Below are 24,110 nucleotides of genomic sequence, written 5' to 3'. Positions count from 1 at the left end.
CGAAGGGCTAGGCCGTAAGGTCCAGCCAATAGGTATAGAACTGGTCGTCCCGCTTGTAGCCCAGGCGCTCGTACAGCGACTGGCCAGCGTGGTTGGTCTTCGCCGTCTCCAGCATCAGCCCGCAGGCGCCGGTGGCTTCGCCGTGGGCGCGGGCGGCGTTCATCAGCGCCTCGCCATAACCGTCGCGGCGCGCAGCGGGCAGCACGTAGAGGTCACTGACCAGCCATGACGCCTGCAGCGCCAGGGAAGCGAAGAACGGGTACAGCTGCACGAAGCCGACCGCCAGCCCATCGATGCTGCGCGCGATGAACACCGTGGACTGTCCGCTGCCAATGCGCGCCTGGAGGAACTCGCGAATCTTCGCGTGGGGCGCGGGCACCTCATAGAAATCGAGGTAGCCGGAAAACAGCGGGACCAGGTCATCCAGATCGGTGGGGGTGGCAAGCGTCACGGACATGCGGGATTCTCCAGGAGGGAAGAAGCAGTATAGGCACGGCGAGGTCAGCCGGCTGCGACGGGCTGCCACAGGTACCCATTCGGGTAATGCGTGTACAGTTTTAAGATTTATCTGGAACAATCCAGATGATATTTGCGAACATAAGACCTGCTACGTGACTGATATGCGTACTTTGGTCTAACCGCGACGCTAGCCCACTGATTTTTCCCACGGCATCATGTAGTATTCCGCGGCTCGGACTACAAGGCGTTTTGCCTGTGTCCAGAGCCGGTCCTGAGCAGAGTGAGGCAAGCAATGACTGAACGCGTTCAAGTCGGTGGCCTGCAGGTCGCCAAAGTCCTTTTCGACTTCGTGAACAACGAAGCCATTCCCGGCACCGGCATCGACGCCGGCAAGTTCTGGGCAGGCGTAGAAACCGTAATCAACGACCTGGCCCCCAAGAACAAGGCCCTGCTCGCCAAGCGCGATGACATCCAGGCGAAAGTCGACGGCTGGCACCAGGCCCGCGCCGGCAAGCCGCACGATGCCGTTGCCTACAAGGCCTTCCTGCAGGAAATCGGTTACCTGCTGCCCGAGCCGGCCGACTTCCAGGCCAGCACTCAGAACGTCGACGAAGAAATCGCCCGCATGGCCGGCCCGCAGTTGGTCGTGCCGGTGATGAACGCGCGCTTCGCCCTGAACGCCGCCAACGCCCGCTGGGGCTCGCTGTACGATGCACTGTACGGCACCGACGCGATCAGCGAAGAGAACGGCGCCGAGAAAGGCAAGGGCTACAACAAGGTCCGCGGTGACAAGGTCATCGCCTTCGCCCGCGCCTTCCTCGACGAAGCCGCCCCGCTGGAAACCGGCTCCCATGTCGACGCCACCGCCTACGTGGTGAAGAACGGCGCGCTGGCCGTCACCCTGAAGAACGGCAGCGAGACCGGCCTGAAGAACGCTGCCCAGTTCCTGGCCTTCCAGGGCGAAGCCGCCAAGCCGAAAGCCGTGCTGCTCAAGCACAACGGCCTGCACTTCGAAATCCAGATCGACCCGACCAGCCCGATCGGCCAGACCGACGCCGCTGGCGTGAAAGACGTCCTGATGGAGTCCGCGCTGACCACCATCATGGACTGCGAAGACTCCGTGGCCGCCGTCGACGCCGACGACAAGGTCGTGGTCTACCGCAACTGGCTGGGCCTGATGAAAGGCGACCTCGCCGAGCAGGTTTCCAAGGGCGGCAGCACCTTCACCCGCACCATGAACCCGGACCGCGTCTACACCAGGGCCGATGGTTCCGAGCTGAGCCTGCATGGCCGCTCCCTGCTGTTCGTGCGTAACGTTGGCCACCTGATGACCAACCCGGCAATCCTCGACGCCCAGGGCAACGAAGTACCCGAAGGCATCCAGGACGGCCTGTTCACCAGCCTGATCGCCATTCACAACCTGAACGGCAGCGCCACCCGCAAGAACAGCCGCACCGGCAGCGTGTACATCGTGAAGCCGAAGATGCACGGTCCGGAAGAAGTCGCCTTCGCCGCCGAGATCTTCAGCCGCGTCGAGGACCTGCTGGGCCTGCCGCGCAACACGCTGAAAGTCGGCATCATGGACGAAGAGCGCCGCACCACCGTCAACCTGAAGGCCTGCATCAAGGCCGCCGCCGAGCGCGTGGTGTTCATCAACACCGGCTTCCTCGACCGCACCGGTGACGAAATCCACACCTCCATGGAAGCCGGCGCCATGGTGCGCAAGGGCGCCATGAAGACCGAGAAGTGGATCGGCTCCTACGAGAACAACAACGTCGACGTCGGCCTGGCCACCGGCCTGCAGGGCAAAGCCCAGATCGGCAAAGGCATGTGGGCCATGCCCGACCTGATGGCCGCCATGCTCGAGCAGAAGATCGCTCACCCACTGGCCGGCGCCAACACCGCCTGGGTTCCTTCGCCGACCGCTGCCACTCTGCACGCGCTGCACTACCACAAGGTCGATGTGTTCGCCCGCCAGGCTGAACTGGCCAAGCGCGCGCCGGCTTCGGTGGACGACATCCTGACCATTCCGCTCGCCCCCAACACCAACTGGAGCGCGGAAGAGATCAAGAACGAGCTGGACAACAACGCCCAGGGCATCCTCGGCTACGTGGTCCGCTGGATCGACCAGGGCGTCGGCTGCTCCAAGGTGCCGGACATCAACGACATCGGCCTGATGGAAGACCGCGCCACCCTGCGTATCTCCAGCCAGCTGCTGGCCAACTGGCTGCGCCACGGCGTGGTGACCGAAGAACAAGTGCTGGAAAGCCTCAAGCGCATGGCTTCGGTGGTGGATCGCCAGAACGCCGGTGACGCCCAGTACCGTCCGATGGCACCGAACTTCGACGACAACGTGGCCTTCCAGGCTGCGCTGGAACTGGTCATCGAAGGCGCCAAGCAGCCCAACGGCTACACCGAGCCGGTCCTGCACCGCCGCCGCCGTGAGTTCAAGGCCAGGAACGGTCTGTAAGCACCTCGCGCCGCGTTGAAGAAACCGCCCTCCGGGGCGGTTTTTTTATGGCTGCGTCTGTGCAACGCCCACCCAAACGCGGACGAAGTCCTCCTACCCTAAATATCTCGCCGGGGCGTGCCCTCTCCCCCGCCCTGGCTGCGCGCCCCGCTCCGAAGGGAGAGGGAGCCATCCGAGCCGGCTGACGCTCCAGTTTCAGCCGGCACCGTCCCCTCTCCCTCCAGGGAGAAAGTCAGGGAGAGGGGAATCGCCGCTACGGAGGTTCATGCTACGCAGGGTCCGCCCGTTGGCGTAGCCGCGATGGATTCCGCCCGCTGCGAATCGGCCACGTAACGCATGTGCACAATTATTGTGTACAAAATCCACACCGTGCACCCCCAAGAATCGCAACCATCCTGAATCGCAAGTCAATGATTGCCATGGAAAATTAATTTCCTGACCACCTGGACAGCCACCAATGTCGCACCACCAAAGGGCTCAGACAGGATCCGAACCTGCGTTCAACAAGGTCAGAAAGACTGCAGACGGTTGCCCTGGCACGGAACTGGCTTTGCACACAAACCACAAAAAGCCGTGCATACAAAAGCCGAGTAGCCCATGAACTCCAGCCCTACCCACCTGTCCGGCGTTTCCCCTGTCCAACCAGCCGACGGCGGCGCCTGCGCGAAACCCGCCGCGCCGACCCTGAGCCCGCGCCTGTACAGCGCCGACCTGGCCCCGACCAAGGCCCAAGGCCGCAGTTGGGGGCGCTACAGCCTGTTCGCGTTGTGGACCAACGATGTGCACAACATCGCCAACTATTCATTCGCCATCGGCCTTTTCGCCCTGGGCATGAGCGGCGCTCAGATCCTCGCTGCCTTCGCACTTGGCGCACTGGTGATCTACGGCCTGATGAACCTGTCCGGCTACATGGGCCAGAAGACCGGCCTGCCCTACCCGGTGATGTGCCGCATCAGTTTCGGCATCCACGGCGCCCAGGTGCCGGCGCTGATCCGCGCAGTGATCGCCATCGCCTGGTTCGGCATCCAGACCTACCTCGCCTCGGTGGTCCTGCGCGTGCTGCTCAGCGCCATCGCGCCGAACCTCGCGTCCTATGACCAGAATTCGATCCTCGGCTTGTCGACCCTCGGCTGGATCACCTTCCTCGGCATCTGGTGCGTGCAACTGGTGATCTTCGCCTACGGCATGGAGATGGTGCGCCGCTACGAGTCCTTTGCCGGGCCGATCATCCTGGTGGCCTTCGCCAGCCTCGCCGGCTGGATGTACTGGCGCGCCGGCCTGTCGATCTCCTGGTCCAGCGGCGACGCGCCGACCGGCTCGGCGATGTGGCTGAAAGTGCTGGGCGCCGCCGCGCTGTGGGTCTCGCTGTACGGCACCATGATCCTCAATTTCTGCGACTTCACCCGCAACTGCCCGGACCGCCGCACCATCAGCGTCGGCAACTTCTGGGGGCTGCCGGTGAACATGCTGGGCTTCGCGCTGATCGCCGTGGTGCTGGCCGGCGCGCAGTTCAGCATCGACGGCAAGCTGGTGCAGAACCCCACGGAAATCGTCGCCGCGATCCCCAACACCTTCGGCCTCGTGCTGGCCTGCCTGGCCTTCCTGATCGTCACTGTGGCGGTGAACATCATGGCCAACTTCGTCGCCCCCGCCTATGTCCTCACCAACCTTGCGCCGAACCTGCTGAACTTCCGCCGCGCCGGCCTGCTCAGCGCGACCATCGCGGTGCTGATCCTGCCCTGGCATCTGTACAACAGCCCGGCGGTGATCGTGTATTTCCTCGGCGGCCTGGGCGCACTGCTCGGCCCGCTGTACGGGATCATCGTCACCGATTACTACCTGGTGCGCCGCAGCCGGGTGAGCCTGCCCGAGTTGTACAGCGAAAGTTGCGAGGCGGCCTATCACTACAACGGCGGCGTGAACCTGCGGGCGGTGGCGGCGTTCGTCCCGGCGGCGCTGATCGCCATCGTGCTCGCACTGGTGCCGGCGTTCGAGGCGCTGTCGCAGTTCTCCTGGTTCTTCGGCGCCGGCCTCGGCGCGCTGATCCACTACACACTGGCCGACCGCAAGCGCCGCTATGCGGACGTCTGCGGCGAACCCATCGCAGTGGATGCCGCGCACCATTGAGCCGGAGTAATCGAGCTTGTGGATAAACGACAAGGCCGCTCTCGGGCGGCCTTGTTCGTTCAGGGCGCCAGCAGGAAATCCAGCACCGCCCCCTCGAACTCGCGGGGAAACTCGATGTTCGACAGGTGCACCGCCGGCAGCGTCAGCAGGCGCGACCCTGGGATCGCCTCGGCGATCAGCTCGCTGTGGCTGGCGGCGGTCACGGTGTCGAACTGCCCGGCAATCACCAGCGTCGGCAGGCGAACCGCCTTCAGCGCTTCCCGCAGATCGGCCCCCTGCACGGCGGCAAAGGAACCGGCCAGGCCATGCCGGTTGGTCGCCAGCAGCGTGGCGCGGAACGGCTCCACTTCCGGCCGCCGCTGCGCCAGCCAGGATGCCGGAAACCAGTTGGCGAGAAAGGTAGCGGTGGTGCCTTGCAGGTCCTCGGCCTCCAGCGCCTCGACGATGCGCGCGTCCCACTGCTCCTGCGGCCCGAGCCAGGCCGAAGTGTTCGCCAGCACCAGCCGCTCGATGCGCTGCGGCGCGTTTACCGCCAGCCACTGGCCAACGAATCCGCCGAGCGAGAGACCGAGGAAATGTGCGCGCTCTACGCCGAGCGCATCCAGCAGCTCGATCACGTCTTCGCCCAACCGCGCCAGCGGATAGGGCCCCGGCGGCACGCTGGACGCACCATGGCCGCGTGCGTCATAGCGCAGCACGCGGAAGTGTTCGGTCAACGTGGCGACCTGCCCATCCCACATATGCAGGTCGGTGCCGATGGAGTTGGACAGCACCAGCAGCGGCTGCTCGGTGGGGCCGTCCAGGCGATAGGCGATGCGGGCGTTGTCGCGGGTGTTCAGGTAGCGCAGCGGGCTCATGGCGGCCTCCTCAGGGGTGATGAAAGCGAGGCTAGTTGCGGCGGCCCTACGAAAAAATTACAAAGAATGGACGATCTCTGTCAGGAAATCTGACATGCCCGATTTCACGCTACACGACCTGCAATGCTTCGACGCTGTGGTCGAAGCCGGCGGTTTCCAGCGCGCCGCCCAGCAGCTGCACCGCTCACATCCGGCGGTTTTCGCCGCTGTCACCCGGCTGGAGCACCAGCTGGGATTCGAGCTGCTCGACCGCAGCGGCTACCGCGTCGCCCTGACCGCGGCCGGCGCATCCTTCCATCGCCGTGCCCAGGATCTGCTGCGCGAACTGGGCAACCTGCGGGACCACGCCGCGCACCTGGCGGCGGGCGAAGAAAGCGAATTGCGCGTCGTGCTCGGCGACTTCTGCCCGCGCCCTGCCCTGCTGGAAAAACTCGCGCGCTTTTTCGCCGCGCAACCCCGCACGCACTTACAGCTGTACTTCGAAAGCGTCAGCGGCCCGCTGGAGAAGCTGCTCGATGGCGAGGCGGAGCTGATCCTGCACCGCGTGGACAAGGCCGATCCGCGCCTGGAATGGCTCGACCTGGGCACGGTGGACTTCATCCCGGTGATCGCGCCGACGTTGCTGGAGGGCAGAGGTGACATCCACCCCGGGCAGCTGCGCTCGCTCACCCAATGCGTGATGCGTGACAGCGCTCGCCACTCGCCGCCGGTGGATTATTTCACCCTGGACGGCGCACCGCAGTGCACGGTGCCGGACCAGGCGACGAAGAAGGAACTGGTGCTGCATGGCCTGGCCTGGGGCCACCTGCCGCGCCACCTGATTGCCGACGAGCTGGCTGACGGTCGCCTGCGCGATCTCAGCGGGCCCCACCTGCCCGGCCGCCGCGAGGAACTGGTCGCCGCGCGCCTGCGCGACCGCGCCCACGGCCCGGTGGCGCAGCGTCTGTGGAGCTTTCTGCAGGAAGCCTGATCAACTGCGGCTCATCGGCCCGCGCACCGGCTGCTCGCGCATGTGGCTCACCTCGCTAACCGGCGCGCCAGCAGCGATCAGCGCTTCGCGCTGCTGCAGGATCGGCGTGCGGGCGATGGCGCGCTCGAACTGGTTGAGCTTCTGGAACGCTGGCAGCGCGAAGGCCGCCGCGAGCATGGCTGCCAGTTTCGGCCAGCGCTGGGCGTCCGGTTCGTAGCGGGCCAACTGCGCGTTGCGCATGAAGCAGGCGACGCTGATGTCGGCGATGGACAGCTCGCCGAACAGCCAGCCGCTTTCCGGCAACTGCGCCTCCAGGTAATCGAATACAGCCGGCAGGTCATGCTGGTAGGTCTTCTCCAGCAGCGTCGCGTCCGGTTCACGGCCCCACACGCCGCGGCCGATCACCAACTGGTCGAACAGCTGCCAGATCACCACCTGGCCCATGCGGCTGTCGGCAAACTCCTCGATCCAGCGCGCGCGGGCGCGCTCGGCGATATCCGCCGGATACAGCGCCGGCTGTGGATAACGCTCCTCCAGATACTGGCAGATCACCGAGGAGTCGTTCAGCACCAGCTCGCCATCCACCAGCACCGGCACCTGGCGCAACGGGCTCAGGCGCTCGAACGCCTCGTTGCCGAAGAACGGCACGACGGAATCGATGCGGTAGTCCACGCCCTTCATTTCCAGCAGGACCAGCGCCTTGCGCACATAGGGCGAGAGGAAGGAACCGATGATCAACACGGGATCGGACATGGCGAGGCTTTCCGCGAAAGGGTCGGCCGATTGTAGAACGGCGGCGACAAACGGGCGATGGGCGGCAAAAGGCGACAGGCGCCAATTGCGCGGGTCACTGCACTTTGCGATCATTTGCGAATAGTTATCGTTTTTGAGCTTGATCCCATTTGGGATCATTGGGGAGTAGCGTGTCGGCCATCCAGATGGGTAGCGGCGAACTCGTTGGCGCCTTGTATCGCGATCACCGCGACTGGCTGACTGCCTGGCTGAACCGCAGCCTGGGCTGTCCGCAGCGCGCCGAAGACCTGAGCCAGGACACCTTCGTCCGCGTGCTCAGTCGTCGCGAGCTGCCCTCCCTGCGCGAACCCCGAGCCTTCCTGGTGACCGTGGCCAAGGGCATTCTTGTGGATCACTGGCGCCGCGTGGCGCTGGAACAGGCCTACCTCGAAGAATTGAAAGGCCTGCCCGAGGCGGTGCAGCCCTCAGCCGAGGAGCACTGCCTGATCCTTGCCGACCTTCGCGAGATCGACCGCCTGCTGGGCAAACTGTCCAGCCGCGCACGCAGCGCCTTCCTGCTCAACCGCCTGGATGGCCTGGGCCATGCAGAGATCGCCGAGCAACTGGGCGTCTCCGTGCCGCGCGTGCGCCAGTACATCGGCCAGGGCCTGCGCCAGTGCTACATCGCGCTGTACGGCGAGCCGACGTGAAGGGACCGGTTTCCCTGCAGGTGCTCGACGAGGCGATCAGCTGGCAACTGCGCCTGGGCTCCGGCGAACCGCGCCCCGACGATGAAGCCGCCTTCGCCCGCTGGCATTCGGCCCACAGCGAACACGCCCGCGCCTGGAGCCAGTTGGGCATGCTCGACCGCAGCCTCGCCGGCGCCGCGCCCAAGGCCGCGCGCAACGCCCTGCTGCGCTCGCCGGGCGAATCCCGGCGCAAGGTTCGCCGCCTGGCCGGCACCGGCTTGTCGTTGCTGCTGGTCGGCGCGCTCGCGCTGGGTGTCGGCAACCGTTACATGCCGGTGCGTTATGCCTTTTCCGACCTGCTGACTGCCACCGGCGAGCAGCGAGAACTGCGCCTGCCGGACAATACAAGGCTGTTGCTCAACAGCCGCACTGCCGTCGATGTGCACTTCGACGCCGAGCAACGGCGCATCGTCCTGCTCAGCGGCGAAATCCTGGTGGAAACTGCCCATGGCGACAGCCGCCCGTTCATCGTCGAGACCGACGAAGGCCGCTTGCGCGCCCTCGGCACGCGTTTCCTGGTGGAGCGCGACGATGGCGACAGCACCTTGCTCAGCGTCCTGCAGTCCGCCGTGGCCGCACGCCCCGAACAACTGCCGGACGAGCGCGTGATCAACCAGGGCCAGCAGGTACGCGTGCGCGCCGGTGGCTTCGGCGCAGTCCAGGCCAATAGCGCGACCGCCGATGCGTGGACCCACGGCATGCTGGTGGTGGACAACGTCCGCCTGGGCGAGCTGATCGAGCAACTGGCGCGCTACAGCCCCGGTTACCTTGCGGTGGACCCGGCACTGGCGGACCTGCGCATCACCGGCAGCTTCCCGCTGAAGAACATCGACCTGGCGCTCCGCTCGCTGGAGCCGACGCTGCCGGTGCGTATCGAGAGGCATGGCGCGTGGTGGTCCCGCGTGGTACCGCGCGGCTGAAACCACATACCCCGTAGGAGCGGACTTCGTCCGGCGCGATGCGGACCTATCGCGGACGGAGTCCGCTCCGCCGTGAAGCCCCTGCGTGGAGGCCTGCCCTCTCCCTAACCCTGGCTGGGGAGAGGGAAAGCCCAGGCACGGATTTTCAGAAGAAGACAGTTGCTCCTACGACACGCCGGCCGCGGATGCAGACTCGAAAAATTTTTTCACCCTGCCCTATCACTTTTCCATTCTCGTTCGGCAAGGAGGCATCGAGAACCGTAGGAGTCGTTTTCAATGCGCCGCTCGTTCAAACTGTCCCTCCGCCCCTGCCTGCTGGCCACCGCGATCCTGCTGGCCACCTCGTCGGCCATCGCCGCCGACGCCGTGCGTGACTACCAGGTGCCCGCCGGCCCGCTGGCCAGCACCCTCAACCGCATCGCCGCCGAAGCTGGCCTGTCGCTGAGCCTGGACCCGGCGCTGGCCCAGGGCCGCAGCGCGCACGCTGTGCAGGGTCGCTACGATGCCGCCGGTGCACTGCGCCAGGCGCTGCAGGGCAGCGGGCTGGAGCTGGTGGAAAGCGAGTCGGGCAGCTTCAGCCTGCGCCCGGTACCCAGCGACACCCTGTCGATGTCCGCCACCACCATCAGCGGCACCCAGGAAGACCCGGATGGCCCGGCGGTGGGCTACCTCGCCACCCGCTCCCGCGCCGGCACCAAGACCGACACCCCGCTGCTGGAAGCGCCGCGTTCCATCTCCGTCGCCACCCGCGAGCAGATGCAGGACCGCAACGTGCAGAGCCTGGACGACGCGGTGCGCTACATGCCCGGTGTGATCGCCAGCAGCTACGGCAACGACACCCGTGCCGAGTGGCTCAAGGTACGCGGCTTCGAACCGACCCAGTTCCTCGACGGCCTGCCGCTGCCCAAGGGCGCCTACGTCATGCCCAAGCTGGAAACCTGGGACCTGGAGCGCGTCGCCCTGCTGCGCGGCCCGGCCTCCTCGCTGTACGGCCAGACCCCGCCCGGCGGCCTGCTGGACATGACCAGTCGCCGCCCGCAGGCGGAAAGCAGCCACGAAGTGCAGTTGCAGGTGGGCAGCTACGAGCACAAGCAGATCGCCTTCGACAGCACCGGCAAGGTCGACGACACCGGCAACCTGCTGTACCGCGTCAGCGGCGTGGTGCGCGACAGCAACACCCAGGTCGAACACGTCGACAACAAGCGCTACAACATCGCGCCGAGCCTGACCTGGAACATCGACGACGACACCAAGCTGACCTTCCTCTCGCAGTTCAACCGCGACGATACCGGCATCACCAGCCAATTCCTGCCGCTGCAGGGCACCAAGCTGTCCACCCCGGCGGGCGAGGTGCGCTACCACAAGAACCTCGGCGACCCGGACTGGGAGTTCTACGACAAGACCTACTACGCCCTGGGCTATGCCTTCGAACACCGCATCAACGACGTCTGGCAGTTCCGCCAGAACCTGCGCTACACCAAGAGCGACCTGTCGTTCCAGGGCATCACCGCCGGCGGCACCGCCACCTCGGTCAGCGACGACGGCACCCTGGCCCGTGGCGCCAACGTGGTGAACGAAGACATCAGCCAGTTCGCCATCGACAACAACCTGCAGGCCGACTTCTCCACCGGCCCGCTCAAGCACACCCTGCTGCTGGGCCTGGATCACCAGCGCGCCAATACCAACTACCAATGGCTGTACGGCACCGCGCCGACCAGCAATATCAGCAAGCCGATCTACGGCCAGGACTTCAGCAACGTCGTCTACACCGCGTACAACGACTACAACCAGAAGATGCGCGATACCGGCCTGTACGCCCAGGACCAGATCGCCCTCGACAACTGGCGCCTGACCCTCGGCGGCCGCCAGGATTGGGCACACACCGGTTCGAAGTTCTACAACGCCGGCGGCGCCACCGATACCCGCCGCGATAGCCAGTTCAGCGGCAACGCGGCGCTCAGCTATGTGTTCGAGAATGGCGTGGCGCCCTATGTGTCCTACGCCGAGTCATTCCAGACCGAGGCCGGCGGCACCAACGGAGCGGCCTTCGAGCCGAGCACCGGCAAGCAATATGAGCTGGGCGTGAAGTACCAGCCGGTGGGCACCGACCTGATGCTCAGCGCCGCGGTCTACGACCTGACCCGCAAGAACATCGTCCTCACCGGCAGCGACTTCATCAGCCGCCCCGTGGGCGAGGCGCAGGTGCGCGGCTTCGAGCTGGAGGCCGTAGGCAACGTCACCGAGAGCCTCAAGGTGACCGCCGCCTACACCTACGCCAACAGCAAGATGACCAAGGTCGCCAATCCGCTGGACAAGAACCGTCCGCTGCCGCTCACCCCGGAAAACCAGGCCTCGCTGTGGGCCGACTACACCTGGCATGACGGCCTGCTCGACGGCTTCGGCCTGGGCTTCGGCACCCGCTACGTCGGCGAGACCCACAACATCGCCATCGGCAGCATGGGCTACGTGCGCGACAAGTCCGACGGCGACACCGGCTCCTACACCCTCTACGACGCCGCGGTGCACTACGACCTCGGCCGCCTCGACAACAGCCTCAACGGGCTGAACGTCGCCCTGAATGCCAACAACGTGTTCGACAAGGAATACCTCTCCACCTGCGACGGCTTCTACTGCTACTACGGCGACCGTCGCAACGTGGTGGCGAGCGTCAACTACACGTTCTGACGGCCAGCAGCTACCTGTAGGAGCGGACTCCCTCCGCGATAGGCCGGCATCGCGCCGGATGCCATCGCGGACGAAGTCCGCTCCTACACAATGGCCACCGCTCAGCGCACCACCTCTCCCCACACCACGCTCGCATCGTCATGGATCTTCAGGCGCGGATAGACCAGCGCCTGGTCGTCGGCGCCTTCCAGCGCGCGCAGCTCGTCGATCAATGCTTCCACACCGCGCTCGGGCAGCGCCGCGAACAGCGCATCGAGGTCGTAGCGGCGGAAATCCAGCAGCCGGTCGAAGCCGTCGGTCACCAGCATGAACGCCTTCAGCCCCGTCGGATCGAGCACCCGACGCTGCACATGGGGAATCCAGCGTTCGCTCGGGTCGAGGCACCAGTATCCTTCCGGCGTATTGGCCAGCGCGCGGTTGCGCCGCACCCACGCGCGGCTGGCCTGCCAGAGCTGCTCGTGATTCCAGTCCGGATTAGCCTCACGCAGCGCGATCAGGCGTGCAACGGATTGCCGGTCGATCTCCTCCAGCGGCGTATCGCCGAAGCTCTCGACGCAGCCATCCTCCCAGGCCAGGTGGATGCAGGTATCGCAGAGGTTGAGCAACTCCAGCGAGCCATCGCCCAGCACCCGCAGCAAGCTCAGGCAAGCGGTGGGCAGGTTGAGCTCCAGGCTCACGGCCACGCCGGAATCACGCTGGAAGTCCGCGGCGACACCTGCCTGCAATTGCACCAGCAGGTCTTGAGTCGGCCGGTACGGCTGCTCCTCCAGCAGGCGCTGAAGATGCGCATTGGCGCTCTGCGCCAGCCAGCGCGCATCACTCTCGCCGCCCACCAAACCACGACCCAGGCTGGTCGCGCCATCCAGCACCCAGGCTGCCGTCGCGGTATAGCCTATGGCGTCGTCGTTTACCGGCGAGCCCTGGCGGCACGCCGCCCCCACTACGGAAATCGTCGTCACAACCGCTCTCCTTCATTTCGTCGGCCACACTGACCGGCGTACAGTCTCATCACCTTCCGGACTCTGCCAAGGAGAGCCCATGCCTCGCGTCCTGTCCCTCCTCCTGAGCGGCCTGCTGCTCACCGGCCTGTTGCTGGCCACTGGCGCCCATGCCACGCAAGTGAAGTACTTCGACCTGCCCAAGGGCTCCGGCCCGCACGACGTGGCGCCCACCGAGGACGGCAAGGTCTGGTACACCGCGCAGAAGCTCGGCGTGCTCGGCCGGCTCGATCCGCAGTCCGGGCAGAGCGAGCAGATCAGTCTCGGCAAGGGCTCCAGTCCCCACGGCGTGATCGCCGACGAGAATGGCGATGCCTGGATCACCGACAGCGGCCTCAACGCCATCGTCCACGTCGACGCCCAGCGCCTGGGCGTGGAAGTCATCCCGCTGCCCAAGGAGGCGGCCAACGCCAATCTCAACACTGCGGTATTCGATGACGACGGCGTGCTGTGGTTCACCGGGCAGAACGGATTCTACGGTCGCCTCGACCCGGACAGCCGCGACCTGAAGGTCTGGCCGGCGCCGCGCGGCAAGGGCCCCTACGGCATCGCCCTGACGCCGGATGGAGGCGTCTGGTACGCCTCGCTGGCGGGCAACTACATCGGCCAGGTCGACGATATCGCCGATAACGCGACCACCTTCGACACCCCCGGCAACGACAGCGGCCCGCGTCGCCTGTGGGCCGACTCCGTGGGGCGGCTGTGGATCAGCCAGTGGAACGCCGGGAGCCTGGCGCGCTTCGACCCCAGCGACAACCAGTGGAAAACCTGGCAGTTGCCGGGTGATCATCCGCAGCCTTATGCGGTCTACGTCGATGCCATGGACCAGGTGTGGCTGAGCGACTTTTCCGCCAATGCGCTGCTGCGCTTCGACCCGCAGAGCGAGACATTCACCGCCTTCCCCAGCGACCATGAACATGCCAACGTCCGCCAGCTGCTAGGCCGGCCCGGCGAGGTCTGGGGCGCCGAATCCGGCGCCGATCGCCTGGTGCTGATCCGCGATTGAACCGATGACCCAACCCCAGGAGTTGCTGTCGATGAATCCCCGTCCCGTCCTGTTCCACGCCGCCGCTTCGCCCTTCGTGCGCAAGGTCATGGTCCTGCTGCATGAGACCGGCCAGCTTGACGCCGTGGAGCTGTACGCCGCCGTCCATACGCCCATCGCGCCGGATGCCGGCGTGCTGCAGGATAACCCCGCCGGCAAGATTCCCGCCCTGCGCCTGGTCGACGGCCAGACCCTGCACGATAGCCGGGTGATCCTCGAGTACCTCGACCAGCAGCATGCCGGCGAGCCGCTGATCCCCCGCGAAGGCGCAGCACGCTGGCGTCGTCTCACACTGGCTTCGCTGGCTGATGCGGTGCTCGATGCCGCCGTGCTGATCCGCTACGAAACCGCCATGCGCCCCCAGGAGAAGCACTGGGATGAATGGCTGGACAACCAGCAGCTGAAGATCACGCGCTCCCTCGCCTACTTCGAGGGCAAGGCCCACGCCGAACTGGCCGGGCGCTTCGACATCGCCGCCATCGGCGTAGCCTGCGCCCTGGGCTACCTGGACTTCCGCCAGCCGCACTGGGATTGGCGCGCTGACTATCCACAACTGGCGAAGTGGTTCGCCGAGATCAGCCAGCGGCCGTCGATGCAGGCGACCGTGCCGGCCTGACGGTTTGATGGGTATCGCTGCGCTCCACCCATCCTACGGTGCGCAGTTCCACAAGCGAGCCGGCATGTTCCAGACCCGCCAACCAGCACCGCCCAACTCCCTCTCCCCTCGGGAGAGGGTTGGGGCGAGGGGAAGCCGGCTGCGCCAGGTTTTCATCATCGACTGGCTGTGCCGCACCACCCGCCGCTGAAAACGTTCATCACGCCTCTCCCTCTGCCTCATCCCCTGCTCGAACAGCCCGGCAATCTGTCGCGCCAGCCGCCGTCCCACTTCGCGCTCCTCGCGCAGCCCAGCGCACGCACTCATGACTGCTTCTCCTGGCGGCCGAAGCGATAGATCGGTAGCGCCAGCAGCAGGCCGAGTTGGGCCACGCCCATGCACATTTCCAGGAAGGAACGCACGTGGGGATTGTTCGCCGCGTCCTCGACGTCGGTGAGCTGCGTCCACAGCTCGCCCGGCAGCAACAGCGCCAGATGCGCCAGCGGTTTGCCGGTGGCCACCAGCAGGGCGATCCAGTCGAAGCGGCCAAGCAGCATCAGCACGGGCAGGCACAGGCCACTGACCAGCAGGCCGGCGAACAGGCACAGGGAAAAACGCATCAGGTTGGGCATTTCCATTCTCCTCAGCGCTGCACGCGCACGTCTTGCAGGGAAAATTCCGGGTCGTCGCCGCGGGGCTTGCCGATGCCGTACCAGTCCAGGCGACGGGTCAGCACCATCACGCCGCCCAGCACGCCGAACAGCAGCAGCGAGCCCATCAGCAACGCGTAGTCCTCGGCGCTGAGCAGCGCGTAGAGCATCCCGTAGAGCCCGGCCAGCCCGACGCTGAAGCCGGCGCCGCGCCACAGGCTGTGCAGCACATGGCAGAGATAGAAACCGATCAGCCCGACACAGGCGCCAGCGGACAGCAGGTAGGCGAGCTCGAAGCCGACATGCTCGGAGAGCGACAGCAGCAGCAGGTAGAACAGCGCCAGCGCCATGCCCACCAGCGCGTACTGGATGGGGTGCACCGCCAGGCGCTTGAGCACTTCGAAGAGGAAGAAACCAGCGAAGGTGAGGACGATGAACAGCAGCGCATACTTCACCGCACGGTCGGTCTTCAGGTACTGGTCCACCGGGTCCACCAGCGCCACGCCGAAGCGGTGCTGGCCGAACTCGCTGCACTCGGCGGTACTGGCGCGGGAGGTATCCGGATCGTCCGCGCCGACCGCGCGGGCAACGTCCGCCTGGGCCGGCGCCGTGCAGGCGCGCAGCTGGTCCTCCAGGTTGGTGGCGAAGAAGCTGGTGCGCCAGCGCGCGCTGAAGCCCTTCTCGCTGATGCTGCGTTCAGTGGGCAGGAACTCGCCGCCGAAGCTGGGGTGCGGCCAGTCCGACACCAGGTTGACCTGGCTGTCGCGACCGACCGGGGTAATGTCCAGTCGGCTGCTGCCCAGCAGCGACAGTTCGAAGGCGTAGTCGAAGCGCTGCTCGCGGTCGCTGGCCTTGAGCGGCAGCACCGCGTGCACGCCGTTGCCGAGGAACTGGCTCTGGGTGCCTGGCTGGAAGTTGCGCAGTTCGTCGCCGACCTTCAGTTTCGGCGCGTTCTCGATGCCGCGCACATCGCTGATGCCAACGGCCAGCAGTGGGTCGTCGAAGCGGTAGCTGCCCAGGTCACTGGTGATGCCGTAGTTGGCCGGCAGCACGAAGCTGCCGCTGACCTGGCTGTCGGCATGGAACAGCCGCGCTTCGTAGATGCCACGGTGACGCAGCTCGGTGCGCATCTGCCCGTCGAGGCTGAAGACTTCCGGCAGGAAGTACAGACGCCCGCGCACCTCGCGCTCCTGCAGTACGCGCTGCTGGTTCGCCTTGTCCAGGCGCCAGCCACGGATGGTGCGGGTGTAGGGCACGACCACCAGCGGGCCGGTGAGCTGCTGGCTGTAGCTGGCGCTGCGGGCGATATCCTGCAGGACTTCGTCGCGGTAGTTCTGGCGCTCGTCGACCAGGCCGTCGATCATCAGCAGGGGGACGAGCAGGAGGATGATCAACAGCGCGATGGCGCCGAGCTTGATCCCGAGGTGGCGGTTCATCGAAGGCTTTCTCCGTAGGTGGACGACGGAGCAAGCCTGGGACCTGCGCGTGGGGACGCTCGGGCGGAAGTGTGGAGACTGTGTGGAGTTTGTGTGGCGTCGAGGCAACCTGTAGGAGCGAGCTTGCTCGCGAACATCCCCCACTGCGAGGTTCAGCTTCGCGAGCAAGCTCGCTCCTACGAAGGCAAGAGCAAGCCGGCGCGCACCCCGCCGTCGACGTTCTCCACGTGCAACTCCCCGCCATGCAGCGCCACTACCTCCGCGACGAAATTGAGGCCGAGACCGGTGCTCTTGCGTCCGCTCGCCGGGCGCGGCAGCGAGTAGAAACGCTCGGTCAGGCGCGGCAGGGCGAACTCCGGAATGGCTTCGCCCTGGTTGAACAATTCCACCCGCCAACCTTCGCCGTCCGGCTGCGCATCGAAGCGGATCACGCCTCCGGGCGGGGTGAAATCCAGCGCGTTGTCCAGCAGGTTGCCCAGCGCCTGGCGCAGCAGGAAACGCTCGCCGTGCACCATCGCCCGTGGCGCAATTGCATTCTCCAGCTGCGCGCCCTGGACGCGCGCCAGGCGCTCGTCGATCAGTTCATTCACCAGTTCCCGCAACGCCACCGGCACACGCTCTTCCAACCCCTGGCGCTGCTCGACCTGGGCGAGGTTCAGCAGGCGCTCGATCAGTTGCTGCAGACGCTCGCTTTCCCCGGCGATGTTGCCAACGAAGCGCGCCCGCTGCTCGGCGGGCATCTCGCCTTCGAGCAGTTCCGCCGCGCCGCGAATGGCCGCCAGCGGGCTTTTCAGCTCGTGGGTCAGGGTGTGCACGTAGCGCTCGACGTAATCCTTGCCCTCCAGTTGCACGCGCATGTGCTCCACCGCGTCGGCCAGTTGCGCCATCTCGCCGCCTCGATAACGCGGCAGCTCCGCGCGCCGGCCTTCGCTGACCGCCTGGGCGTAGCGGGTCAGGCGATCCAGCGAGCGGCTCAGCCACCAGGACAGGCCCGCGCCCACCAGCAGGCCGAGCACGATCAACCCGGCGCCGAGCCACGCCAAACGGCGCTGCGAGCGGTCGATGTAGGGCTGCAGCGTGCGGTTGGGCTTGGAGACCGAGACCACGCCGATGATCTTCCCGCCGTCGCGGATGGGCGCGGCGACGTACATCACCGAGGACTCCGGATCGTCCGCCGATTCCCGGCTGGAGCGGGCGCCGTACTGGCCGCGCAGGGTCAGGAAGACGTCATTCCAGCGCGAATAGTCCTGGCCCACGGCCTGGCCGAGGGAGTCCAGCAGGACGATGCCGCGCGCGTCGGTGACATAGATGCGGTGGTTCACCGCCGTCTTGTTCACGCCCCAGATGTCCGCCTGCGGGCTGCGCGCACCATAGGCGCGCAACATCTCCGGCAGCCGGCTCTGGTCGAAGGTGCCGTTCTTCACGTCGGCCTGGAGAATCTCGGCCAGCAGGTTGGCGGTGTCCACCAGCGTCTCTTCGCTGGACTGCCGCACACCGGGGCGGATCTCATCCATCACCGTGCGCAGGACGAACCAGCCGGTCAACCCGACGAAGAAGAAGTAGACCAGGAATATCCGCAGCGACAGCCGCATCAGCTCTTGTCCGGCGCGTAGCTGTAGCCCAGGCCGCGGTGGGTCTGGATCGGTTCGGCGGCGGGAACCACCTGGCGCAGCTTGGCACGCAGGCTCTTGATGTGGCTGTCGACGTTGCGCTCGTAGCCGGCATCGGCGGCGACGCCCAGGGCATCGAGCAATTGCTCGCGACTGAAAACGCGTTCGGGGCGCGCCAGCAGCGTCTGCAGCAGGCGGAATTCGTGACGGGTCAGGGCCAGCGGGTGGCCGTGGTAGCGAATCTGGAAGCGCTCCTCGTCGACCTCGAACGGGCCGTTGCCGGCGGGTACCGTGGCGGGTATTTCGCGGGGCGCGGTGCGCTTGAGGATGGCTTTCACCCGCGCGGCGACTTCGCGCGGGCTGAAGGGTTTGACCACATAATCGTCGGCGCCGATCTCCAGCCCCACCACGCGATCGATCTCGGCGTTGCGCGCAGTGAGGAAGATCACCGGTACTTCGGAAAAACGCCGCAGCTGTTTGCAGGCTTCGAAGCCGCTGATGTCGGGCAGGCCGACGTCGAGGATGACCAGGTCGAATGCGTCACGCTGCAGGCGTTCGAGGGCGGGGCCGGCGAGGTTCAGCCAGGTGGTCTCGAAACCTTCGGCCTGCAGGGCGTAGAGCAACGTGTCGGCGATGGCGGCTTCATCTTCGACGATGAGAATGTGGGGCATGGGATTCCGATTCCCGGGAAAGTCCCGAAAGGGTCCACCAAGCCCCGCGCCGCGTCAATCGAGGATCAGGAGCAGTCCGGCTTGCCGGCCACGAAGCGCTCGCCCGCATCCACCGCCACATGGAATTTGCGCAGGCCCTTGGCGCCCATCAGGAACGGGTAGTTGAAGTGACTGCGGTCGGTGAGGTTGACCTCGATGGTGCGCTGGTCACCGCCCAGGCACACCGGCAGCTCGATCACCGGACGCTGGCTGAGGCCGGGGCTGGACTCTTCCTCTTCATCCTCGCCGGCTCCATCGGAGCGGTTCTTGATCTTCGAGATGCGCGCGAGCTTGTGCTCGTACACCGAGTCGCCGCCGTCCTTGGTCGCCAACTTGAAGCGCACCCAGTCCTCGCCGTCGCGCTGGAAGATCTGGATGTCCTTGGCCGACAGCGAGGAGGTGTAGGCGCCGGTGTCCATCTTGGCCTGCAGGGTCTGGTCGAGCTCGGGCAGGCTGACCCATTCGTAGCGGCCGTAAAGCTTGGTCTCGGCGGCCAGTGCGAGGCCGGGCAATGCGATGAGCGTAAGCAGAGCGAGGGCGCGTTTCACGCGAAATCTCCGGGGTGGAATACGTCGCATAGGACTAGCACGGCAGCCATTGGTTCGCCATACCTGCGCCGCTTGGGCCGGAACAATTGTCTGCGTATCATGGCCGCGCCACCGTCGCACAAGGAATGGACCCCATGCCGGCCGTCAAAGGCGTCATCGCCAGCCTACTGCTGTTGCTCAATACCCTGATCCTGATCGGGCCGATGATGCTGATCGCGCTGTTCAAGCTGGTCATCCCCGGCCAGGCCGCGAAGGACGCCTGCTCGCGCGGGGTGATGTGGATCGCCGAGACCTGGGCGGAGATCGACAAGGCCATCTTCGCGCTGATGACCCCGACCGTGTGGGACATCCGCGGCGGCGCCCAGCTGCGCGGCGACACCTCCTACCTGGTGATCAGCAACCACCAGTCCTGGGTCGATATTCCCGCGCTGGTGCAGGCCTTCAACCGCAAGACACCCTACTTCAAGTTCTTCCTGAAGAAGGAACTGATCTGGGTGCCCTTCCTCGGCCTGGCCTTCTGGGCGCTCGATTACCCCTTCATGAAGCGCTACAGCAAGGCCTTCCTGGAGAAGCACCCGGAGCTCAAGGGCAAGGACCTGGAAATCACCAAGGCCGCCTGCGAGAAATTCAAGCGCATGCCGGTGACCGTGGTGAACTACCTGGAGGGCACGCGCTTCACCCCGGCCAAGCAGGCCCAACAGCAGTCTCCCTACCAGAACCTGCTGCGGCCCAAGGCCGGCGGCGTGGCCTTCGTGCTGGCGGCGCTGGGCGAGCAGCTCGATACCCTGCTGGACGTCACCCTGGTCTATCCGAAGGGCCCCCGTCCAGGCTTCTGGGACCTGCTGTGCGGACGCGTGCCGCGGGTCATCGTCGACATCCAGGCACGGGAGATCGACCCCGCGCTGTGGCAGGGCGATTACGAGAACGACGCGGAATTCCGCCAGTACGTGCAGCACTGGGTGTCGCAGTTGTGGGAACAGAAGGATGCACGCATCGAACAGCTGCGCCAGGAGTTCTGACGCTCGTTACGCACCCCGCCCGGCGACCGGCGCAGCCGGCGTCAGCGGGGCCGCTGGCGTGCCCCAGAGTCCGCCGAGCGTTCCCAGCAGCTGGCTGCTCAGGCCCTGCTCGGTGAAGTAGTCGAGGATCACTCCGGCGAAGCGGCCAATCATCGACTGGTCCATGCCCAGCACGCCGAATATCTGGTCGACGTCCTGCAGGTTGTTGATCCCGCCCAGCAGCGCCGCAGCGCTGCCCAGGCCACCGAAGCCACCCAGTGCGCCCCCCAGGTCGCCCAGCGCGCTGTTGCCGGCGAGCTGGTCGAGGTTCGGCAGGGATTTCTGCAATTGCGCCGTGTCGGTGTCCTTCAGGCTGTTCATCGCCATCGCCAGCAGGGCGCCGGTGCCCCCAATGGCCTGCTGCTCGCTGACGCCCAGCTGTTTGGTGAGGTCGCTCAGCAGCGCGCTGGCAGCCGGCGGCACGCTCTGCGACTGCGCGGCGGGCTCGCTGGTGTCGGTGAAGGTAGCGGCGAACACGGGGGAAGCGGCCAGCCAGGCGGCAGCCAGGAAGACGGCGGGACGGGTGGGCATCGACGGCTCCGGAATACGGAATTCCGGCCCCAGGACGGGGCCGGATCGACGATAGGACCGGAGCGCCTGGCGGCGGTTCCGCGCCGCCCGGCGGATATCAGGCGCCGGTGCCCCAGAGGTTGCCCAGGGTGCCGAGCAGGTGGCTGTTGGCGCCCTGCTTGCCGAAGTAATCCAGCAGCACGCTGGCGAACTTGCCGGTCATGTCCTGATCCATGCCCAGCGCGCCGAACGCCTTGTTGACATCGCCCATGCTGCTGACGTTGCCCAGCAGGCCGGTGGAGGCGCCACCACCCAGATTGCCGAGCTGGCCACCGAGGCCGCCCAGGGCGCTGCTGCCGGTGAGCTTGTCGAGGCCGGGCACGGTCTTGGCCAACTGCGAATAGTCCGTGCTGCTCAGCTTGTTCTTCGCCAGGCCCAGCAGTGCGCCGGTACCGCCGAGCGCCTGTTCGTCGCTGACGCCGAGCTGGCCGGTCAAGGCGCCGAGCAGGCCGCTGGTCTGCGGGGTAGAGGCAACGCGCGAGGTGTCGGAGCCGGTCGCGCCGGAAACCGCCTTGGCGGCATCGCCCAGGTTGAAGGCAAACGCCGAGGAAGCCGCCAGCAGGGCGGCCAGTGCGAGGGTGACGCGGGGCTTGACGGACATCGCTGGCTCCAGGTAGTTGCAACCGCCATATCGACCCAGCCAGGCGGGCATCGTTCCGCCGCCACAGCCGGCGCAATCGGAAAGCGCGGGCCGATCACGCCACGGTAAAGAACGGGAGCCAGCGCAGCGGCCAATGGAACCTTCCGCTCGATCCTCCGCCTCACTCGCAGGCCACTCGTACAATCCTTTGCGTCGGCCCCGAGCAAGAATGGCCCCACCGTCATTGCGGCGTTTTCTCCCGCGATTGGCAAAGATTCCCTAAGCTAGACGCATTCACGTCCAATGGACCGACCATGAGCGAACCCTTCATCCTCACGCCCCGCGTGGCCCGCCTCCTGCCCTGGCTGGTGGCCATCGCCTTCTTCATGCAGGCCCTGGACGGCACCATTCTCAACACCGCGCTGCCGAGCATGGCTCGCTCGCTGGCAGAGGACCCGCTGCGCATGCAGGGCGTGGTGATCGCCTACCTGCTCACCGTGGCGCTGCTGATTCCCTCCTCCGGCTGGATATCCGACCGCTTCGGCACGCGCCGGGTGTTCCTCTTCGCGATCTTCCTGTTCAGCCTCGGTTCGCTGCTCTGCGCCCTCTCGCCGAGTCTTGGCACCCTGATCGGCGCCCGCGTGGTGCAGGGCATCGGCGGTGCGCTGATGATGCCGGTGGGGCGGCTGGTGATCCTGCGCGTGTACCCGCGCACGGAGCTGGTGCGCATCCTCAGCTTCGTCACCATCCCCGGCCTGCTCGGCCCGCTGGCCGGCCCGACCCTGGGGGGCTGGCTGGTGGAATACGCCAGTTGGCACTGGATCTTCCTGATCAACCTGCCGGTGGGCCTGCTCGGCTTCATCGTCGCCCTGAGGCTGATGCCGGACCTGCGTGGAGTGCGCGCAACCCGCTTCGACTCGATCGGTTTCCTGCTGTTCGGCGGCGCCATGGTGCTGATCACCATCGCCCTGGAAGGCCTGGGCGAGTTGCACATGCCCCACGTGCGCGTGGTCCTGCTGCTGGTGGGCGGGCTGGTGCTGCTGGCGGCCTATTGGCTGCGCGCCCTGCGCATCGAGTCGCCATTGTTCCCGCCATCGCTGTTCACTACGCGCACCTTCGCCGTGGGCGTGCTTGGCAACCTGTTCGCGCGCCTGGGCAGCGGCTCCCTGCCCTTCCTCACGCCGCTGCTGCTGCAGGTCGGCCTGGGCTTCTCGCCTTCGCGGGCGGGCATGACCATGATCCCCATGGCGCTGGCGGCCATGGGGATCAAGTCACTGGCGCGCCCGCTGCTGGACCTGTTCGGTTACCGCAGGCTGCTGGTCGGCAACACGCTATTGCTGGGGGCGTTGATCGCCAGCCTCGGCCTGGTGGACCAGGACACCCCCTACGCGCTGCTGCTGGTTCAACTGGCGATACTGGGCGGGATCAACTCGCTGCAGTTCACCGCGATGAACACCCTTTCCCTGATCGACCTGCGTGATGACAACGCCAGCGCCGGCAACAGCCTGCTCTCGGTGGTCATGCAGTTGTCCATCGGCATGGGTATCGCCTGCGCAGCGGCGCTGCTGGGCGGTTTCAACGGCGATCAGGAAAGCGCCCAGGGCGACGTGCTGTCGGCCTTCCACGCGACCTACTTCAGTGTCGGCATCCTCTCCATGCTGGCGGCGGCGATCTTCTTCCAGCTCAACTCCGACGATGGCCGCACCACGCCACGACGGGTCGATCCGGAGCATGGTGTGGAGGAGCACTGATCAGGGCTTGCAGGTGGGCGCGACGGTCTGGGTCTTCGACGCGTCCACCGCGCCCAGGTGTTCCAGGGTGCGACGCCCCAGCAGTACCGGGTAGTCCAGGGTCTGGCGGTCACGCAGGGTGAACTGCTCGCGGTAGACCTTGCCGCCCAGGCACACGTCCATCAGCACCACCGGGCTGCGCTCGACGCCGCCGTCAGTCTTGAACTTGAGCACACGCTCGACGCGCCGCTCGAAGGGCAGGCGCTCTTCCTTGCCGGTGGCCGGGTCGGTGAGCATCACGTCGTACTGCACCCAGCGCTCGCCGTTCTTCTTGATCCGGACGATGTTGCGCGCATCCATCACCGACGTCTGCGCACCGGTATCCAGCTTCGCCTTGAGCGGCGCCTGTTCGGGCATCAGCGTGAGCGTTTCCACCCAGCCCCAGGTGGTGGGGGGCGCAGGCGCGTCGGCGGCGAGGGCGCTGCCCGAGGCGAGCAGGCCGGCGAACAGCAGGCGGAAGGCGGGCGATGGCATGGATGGCGGCTCCGGTTGTCATAGGCGGCACTGTAGGCAATAAAAAACCCCGGATGTTTCCACCCGGGGCTCTTTTG

22 protein-coding genes are annotated in these 24,110 nt (G+C 66.2%); 10 read left to right on the top strand and 12 right to left on the bottom strand.

Annotated elements, in window-relative coordinates:
- Positions 1–7: 7 nt before the first annotated feature.
- Positions 8–457: a GNAT family N-acetyltransferase gene (locus tag C167_RS0120650; protein WP_017520205.1), complete on the bottom strand. Its 450-nt coding sequence runs from the start codon at positions 455–457 to the stop codon at positions 8–10.
- Positions 458–751: 294 nt separating this feature from the next.
- Here C167_RS0120650 and C167_RS0120645 point away from each other — a divergent pair, with 294 nt between their 5' ends.
- A complete protein-coding gene (locus C167_RS0120645; protein WP_017520204.1) occupies positions 752–2,929 on the top strand; it encodes a malate synthase G in 2,178 nt (725 codons plus the stop codon).
- A 597-nt stretch (positions 2,930–3,526) separates the two neighbouring features.
- Complete coding sequence (locus C167_RS0120640) at positions 3,527–5,056, top strand: NCS1 family nucleobase:cation symporter-1 (RefSeq protein ID WP_017520203.1); 1,530 nt, start codon at positions 3,527–3,529, stop codon at positions 5,054–5,056.
- A 59-nt stretch (positions 5,057–5,115) separates the two neighbouring features.
- Here the strand turns inward: C167_RS0120640 and pcaD are convergent, their stop codons facing one another.
- Positions 5,116–5,913 (bottom strand): 3-oxoadipate enol-lactonase, encoded by a 798-nt coding sequence (gene pcaD / locus C167_RS0120635; protein WP_017520202.1) that lies wholly within the window; start codon positions 5,911–5,913, stop codon positions 5,116–5,118.
- 94 nt (positions 5,914–6,007) lie between these two features.
- Here pcaD and C167_RS0120630 point away from each other — a divergent pair, with 94 nt between their 5' ends.
- A complete protein-coding gene (locus tag C167_RS0120630) occupies positions 6,008–6,883 on the top strand; it encodes a LysR family transcriptional regulator (RefSeq protein ID WP_017520201.1) in 876 nt (291 codons plus the stop codon).
- On the opposite strand, the gene C167_RS0120625 is transcribed toward C167_RS0120630, so the two are convergent.
- Positions 6,884–7,636, bottom strand: coding sequence for a glutathione S-transferase family protein (locus tag C167_RS0120625; protein WP_017520200.1), 753 nt, complete (start codon positions 7,634–7,636; stop codon positions 6,884–6,886).
- Between the two features lie 185 nt (positions 7,637–7,821).
- Here C167_RS0120625 and C167_RS0120620 point away from each other — a divergent pair, with 185 nt between their 5' ends.
- The 3 genes from C167_RS0120620 to C167_RS0120605 all read left to right on the top strand — a co-directional run bounded on the left by C167_RS0120620 (position 7,822) and on the right by C167_RS0120605 (position 11,969).
- Positions 7,822–8,325, top strand: coding sequence for an RNA polymerase sigma factor (locus C167_RS0120620; RefSeq protein ID WP_416774383.1), 504 nt, complete (start codon positions 7,822–7,824; stop codon positions 8,323–8,325).
- Positions 8,322–9,284 carry a FecR domain-containing protein gene (locus C167_RS32835; RefSeq protein WP_017520198.1) on the top strand — a complete coding sequence of 321 codons (963 nt, stop codon included), beginning with the start codon at positions 8,322–8,324 and terminating at the stop codon, positions 9,282–9,284. The genes C167_RS0120620 and C167_RS32835 overlap by 4 nt, the downstream gene beginning before the upstream one ends.
- Before the next feature lie 276 nt (positions 9,285–9,560).
- Complete coding sequence (locus C167_RS0120605) at positions 9,561–11,969, top strand: TonB-dependent siderophore receptor (RefSeq protein ID WP_017520197.1); 2,409 nt, start codon at positions 9,561–9,563, stop codon at positions 11,967–11,969.
- Positions 11,970–12,070: 101 nt separating this feature from the next.
- On the opposite strand, the gene C167_RS0120600 is transcribed toward C167_RS0120605, so the two are convergent.
- Positions 12,071–12,928, bottom strand: coding sequence for a protein phosphatase 2C domain-containing protein (locus C167_RS0120600; protein ID WP_026079174.1), 858 nt, complete (start codon positions 12,926–12,928; stop codon positions 12,071–12,073).
- Between the two features lie 79 nt (positions 12,929–13,007).
- Between C167_RS0120600 and C167_RS0120595 the strand changes: the two genes are divergently transcribed.
- Together C167_RS0120595 and C167_RS0120590 are read left to right on the top strand one after the other, a co-directional pair.
- Complete coding sequence (locus C167_RS0120595; protein ID WP_017520195.1) at positions 13,008–13,973, top strand: SMP-30/gluconolactonase/LRE family protein; 966 nt, start codon at positions 13,008–13,010, stop codon at positions 13,971–13,973.
- Between the two features lie 31 nt (positions 13,974–14,004).
- The gene (locus tag C167_RS0120590; RefSeq protein WP_017520194.1) at positions 14,005–14,628 is read left to right on the top strand and encodes a glutathione S-transferase; all 624 of its coding nucleotides are present in this window, start codon (positions 14,005–14,007) and stop codon (positions 14,626–14,628) included.
- Between the two features lie 302 nt (positions 14,629–14,930).
- Here the strand turns inward: C167_RS0120590 and C167_RS0120580 are convergent, their stop codons facing one another.
- The 5 genes from C167_RS0120580 to C167_RS0120560 form a co-directional block, all read right to left on the bottom strand.
- The gene (locus C167_RS0120580) at positions 14,931–15,239 is read right to left on the bottom strand and encodes a hypothetical protein (protein WP_017520192.1); all 309 of its coding nucleotides are present in this window, start codon (positions 15,237–15,239) and stop codon (positions 14,931–14,933) included.
- A gap of 11 nt (positions 15,240–15,250) precedes the next feature.
- Positions 15,251–16,693 carry a cell envelope integrity protein CreD gene (gene creD, locus C167_RS0120575; RefSeq protein WP_017520191.1) on the bottom strand — a complete coding sequence of 481 codons (1,443 nt, stop codon included), beginning with the start codon at positions 16,691–16,693 and terminating at the stop codon, positions 15,251–15,253.
- 176 nt (positions 16,694–16,869) lie between these two features.
- Positions 16,870–18,285 (bottom strand): two-component system sensor histidine kinase CreC, encoded by a 1,416-nt coding sequence (gene creC, locus C167_RS0120570; protein ID WP_017520190.1) that lies wholly within the window; start codon positions 18,283–18,285, stop codon positions 16,870–16,872.
- Entirely contained in the window at positions 18,285–18,974 is a 690-nt protein-coding gene (creB, locus tag C167_RS0120565; protein WP_017520189.1) for a two-component system response regulator CreB, read from the bottom strand. The genes creC and creB overlap by 1 nt, the downstream gene beginning before the upstream one ends.
- Positions 18,975–19,039: 65 nt before the next feature.
- Positions 19,040–19,561, bottom strand: coding sequence for an ATP-dependent zinc protease (locus tag C167_RS0120560; RefSeq protein WP_017520188.1), 522 nt, complete (start codon positions 19,559–19,561; stop codon positions 19,040–19,042).
- 134 nt (positions 19,562–19,695) lie between these two features.
- On the opposite strand from C167_RS0120560, the gene C167_RS0120555 reads away from it, so the two are divergent.
- Complete coding sequence (locus C167_RS0120555; protein ID WP_017520187.1) at positions 19,696–20,580, top strand: acyltransferase; 885 nt, start codon at positions 19,696–19,698, stop codon at positions 20,578–20,580.
- Positions 20,581–20,586: 6 nt separating this feature from the next.
- Here C167_RS0120555 and C167_RS0120550 read toward each other — a convergent pair whose 3' ends face one another.
- Together C167_RS0120550 and C167_RS0120545 are read right to left on the bottom strand one after the other, a co-directional pair.
- Entirely contained in the window at positions 20,587–21,150 is a 564-nt protein-coding gene (locus tag C167_RS0120550) for a DUF2780 domain-containing protein (protein ID WP_017520186.1), read from the bottom strand.
- A 97-nt stretch (positions 21,151–21,247) separates the two neighbouring features.
- On the bottom strand, positions 21,248–21,790 hold the full coding sequence (locus tag C167_RS0120545; protein WP_017520185.1) for a DUF2780 domain-containing protein: 543 nt from the start codon (positions 21,788–21,790) through the stop codon (positions 21,248–21,250).
- A gap of 293 nt (positions 21,791–22,083) precedes the next feature.
- Here C167_RS0120545 and mdtD point away from each other — a divergent pair, with 293 nt between their 5' ends.
- A complete protein-coding gene (gene mdtD / locus C167_RS0120540; RefSeq protein WP_017520184.1) occupies positions 22,084–23,520 on the top strand; it encodes a multidrug transporter subunit MdtD in 1,437 nt (478 codons plus the stop codon).
- On the opposite strand, the gene C167_RS0120535 is transcribed toward mdtD, so the two are convergent.
- Positions 23,521–24,033, bottom strand: coding sequence for an ATP-dependent zinc protease (locus tag C167_RS0120535; protein WP_017520183.1), 513 nt, complete (start codon positions 24,031–24,033; stop codon positions 23,521–23,523).
- Positions 24,034–24,110: the final 77 nt, after the last annotated feature.

The organism is Pseudomonas nitroreducens TX1 (genome assembly GCF_000313755.1).
Taxonomy (GTDB): domain Bacteria; phylum Pseudomonadota; class Gammaproteobacteria; order Pseudomonadales; family Pseudomonadaceae; genus Pseudomonas; species Pseudomonas nitroreducens_A.
The sequence above is the reverse complement of the archived record's forward strand: the minus strand, read 5'-3'. Positions and strand labels throughout refer to the sequence as shown.

Excerpts from the sequence above, each read along its gene's own strand:
- mdtD (WP_017520184.1), top strand. The coding sequence starts at position 22,084 with ATGAGCGAACCCTTCATCCTCACGCCCCGCGTGGCCCGCCTCCTGCCC.
- C167_RS0120550 (WP_017520186.1), bottom strand. The coding sequence starts at position 21,150 with ATGCCCACCCGTCCCGCCGTCTTCCTGGCTGCCGCCTGGCTGGCCGCT.
- C167_RS0120595 (WP_017520195.1), top strand. The coding sequence starts at position 13,008 with ATGCCTCGCGTCCTGTCCCTCCTCCTGAGCGGCCTGCTGCTCACCGGC.
- creB (WP_017520189.1), bottom strand. The coding sequence starts at position 18,974 with ATGCCCCACATTCTCATCGTCGAAGATGAAGCCGCCATCGCCGACACG.
- creD (WP_017520191.1), bottom strand. The coding sequence starts at position 16,693 with ATGAACCGCCACCTCGGGATCAAGCTCGGCGCCATCGCGCTGTTGATC.
- C167_RS0120640 (WP_017520203.1), top strand. The coding sequence starts at position 3,527 with ATGAACTCCAGCCCTACCCACCTGTCCGGCGTTTCCCCTGTCCAACCA.
- C167_RS0120620 (WP_416774383.1), top strand. The coding sequence starts at position 7,822 with ATGGGTAGCGGCGAACTCGTTGGCGCCTTGTATCGCGATCACCGCGAC.
- C167_RS0120630 (WP_017520201.1), top strand. The coding sequence starts at position 6,008 with ATGCCCGATTTCACGCTACACGACCTGCAATGCTTCGACGCTGTGGTC.
- C167_RS0120590 (WP_017520194.1), top strand. The coding sequence starts at position 14,005 with ATGAATCCCCGTCCCGTCCTGTTCCACGCCGCCGCTTCGCCCTTCGTG.
- C167_RS0120605 (WP_017520197.1), top strand. The coding sequence starts at position 9,561 with ATGCGCCGCTCGTTCAAACTGTCCCTCCGCCCCTGCCTGCTGGCCACC.
- pcaD (WP_017520202.1), bottom strand. The coding sequence starts at position 5,913 with ATGAGCCCGCTGCGCTACCTGAACACCCGCGACAACGCCCGCATCGCC.
- C167_RS0120545 (WP_017520185.1), bottom strand. The coding sequence starts at position 21,790 with ATGTCCGTCAAGCCCCGCGTCACCCTCGCACTGGCCGCCCTGCTGGCG.
- C167_RS0120555 (WP_017520187.1), top strand. The coding sequence starts at position 19,696 with ATGCCGGCCGTCAAAGGCGTCATCGCCAGCCTACTGCTGTTGCTCAAT.
- creC (WP_017520190.1), bottom strand. The coding sequence starts at position 18,285 with ATGCGGCTGTCGCTGCGGATATTCCTGGTCTACTTCTTCTTCGTCGGG.
- C167_RS0120535 (WP_017520183.1), bottom strand. The coding sequence starts at position 24,033 with ATGCCATCGCCCGCCTTCCGCCTGCTGTTCGCCGGCCTGCTCGCCTCG.
- C167_RS0120625 (WP_017520200.1), bottom strand. The coding sequence starts at position 7,636 with ATGTCCGATCCCGTGTTGATCATCGGTTCCTTCCTCTCGCCCTATGTG.
- C167_RS0120580 (WP_017520192.1), bottom strand. The coding sequence starts at position 15,239 with ATGCCCAACCTGATGCGTTTTTCCCTGTGCCTGTTCGCCGGCCTGCTG.
- C167_RS0120650 (WP_017520205.1), bottom strand. The coding sequence starts at position 457 with ATGTCCGTGACGCTTGCCACCCCCACCGATCTGGATGACCTGGTCCCG.
- C167_RS0120645 (WP_017520204.1), top strand. The coding sequence starts at position 752 with ATGACTGAACGCGTTCAAGTCGGTGGCCTGCAGGTCGCCAAAGTCCTT.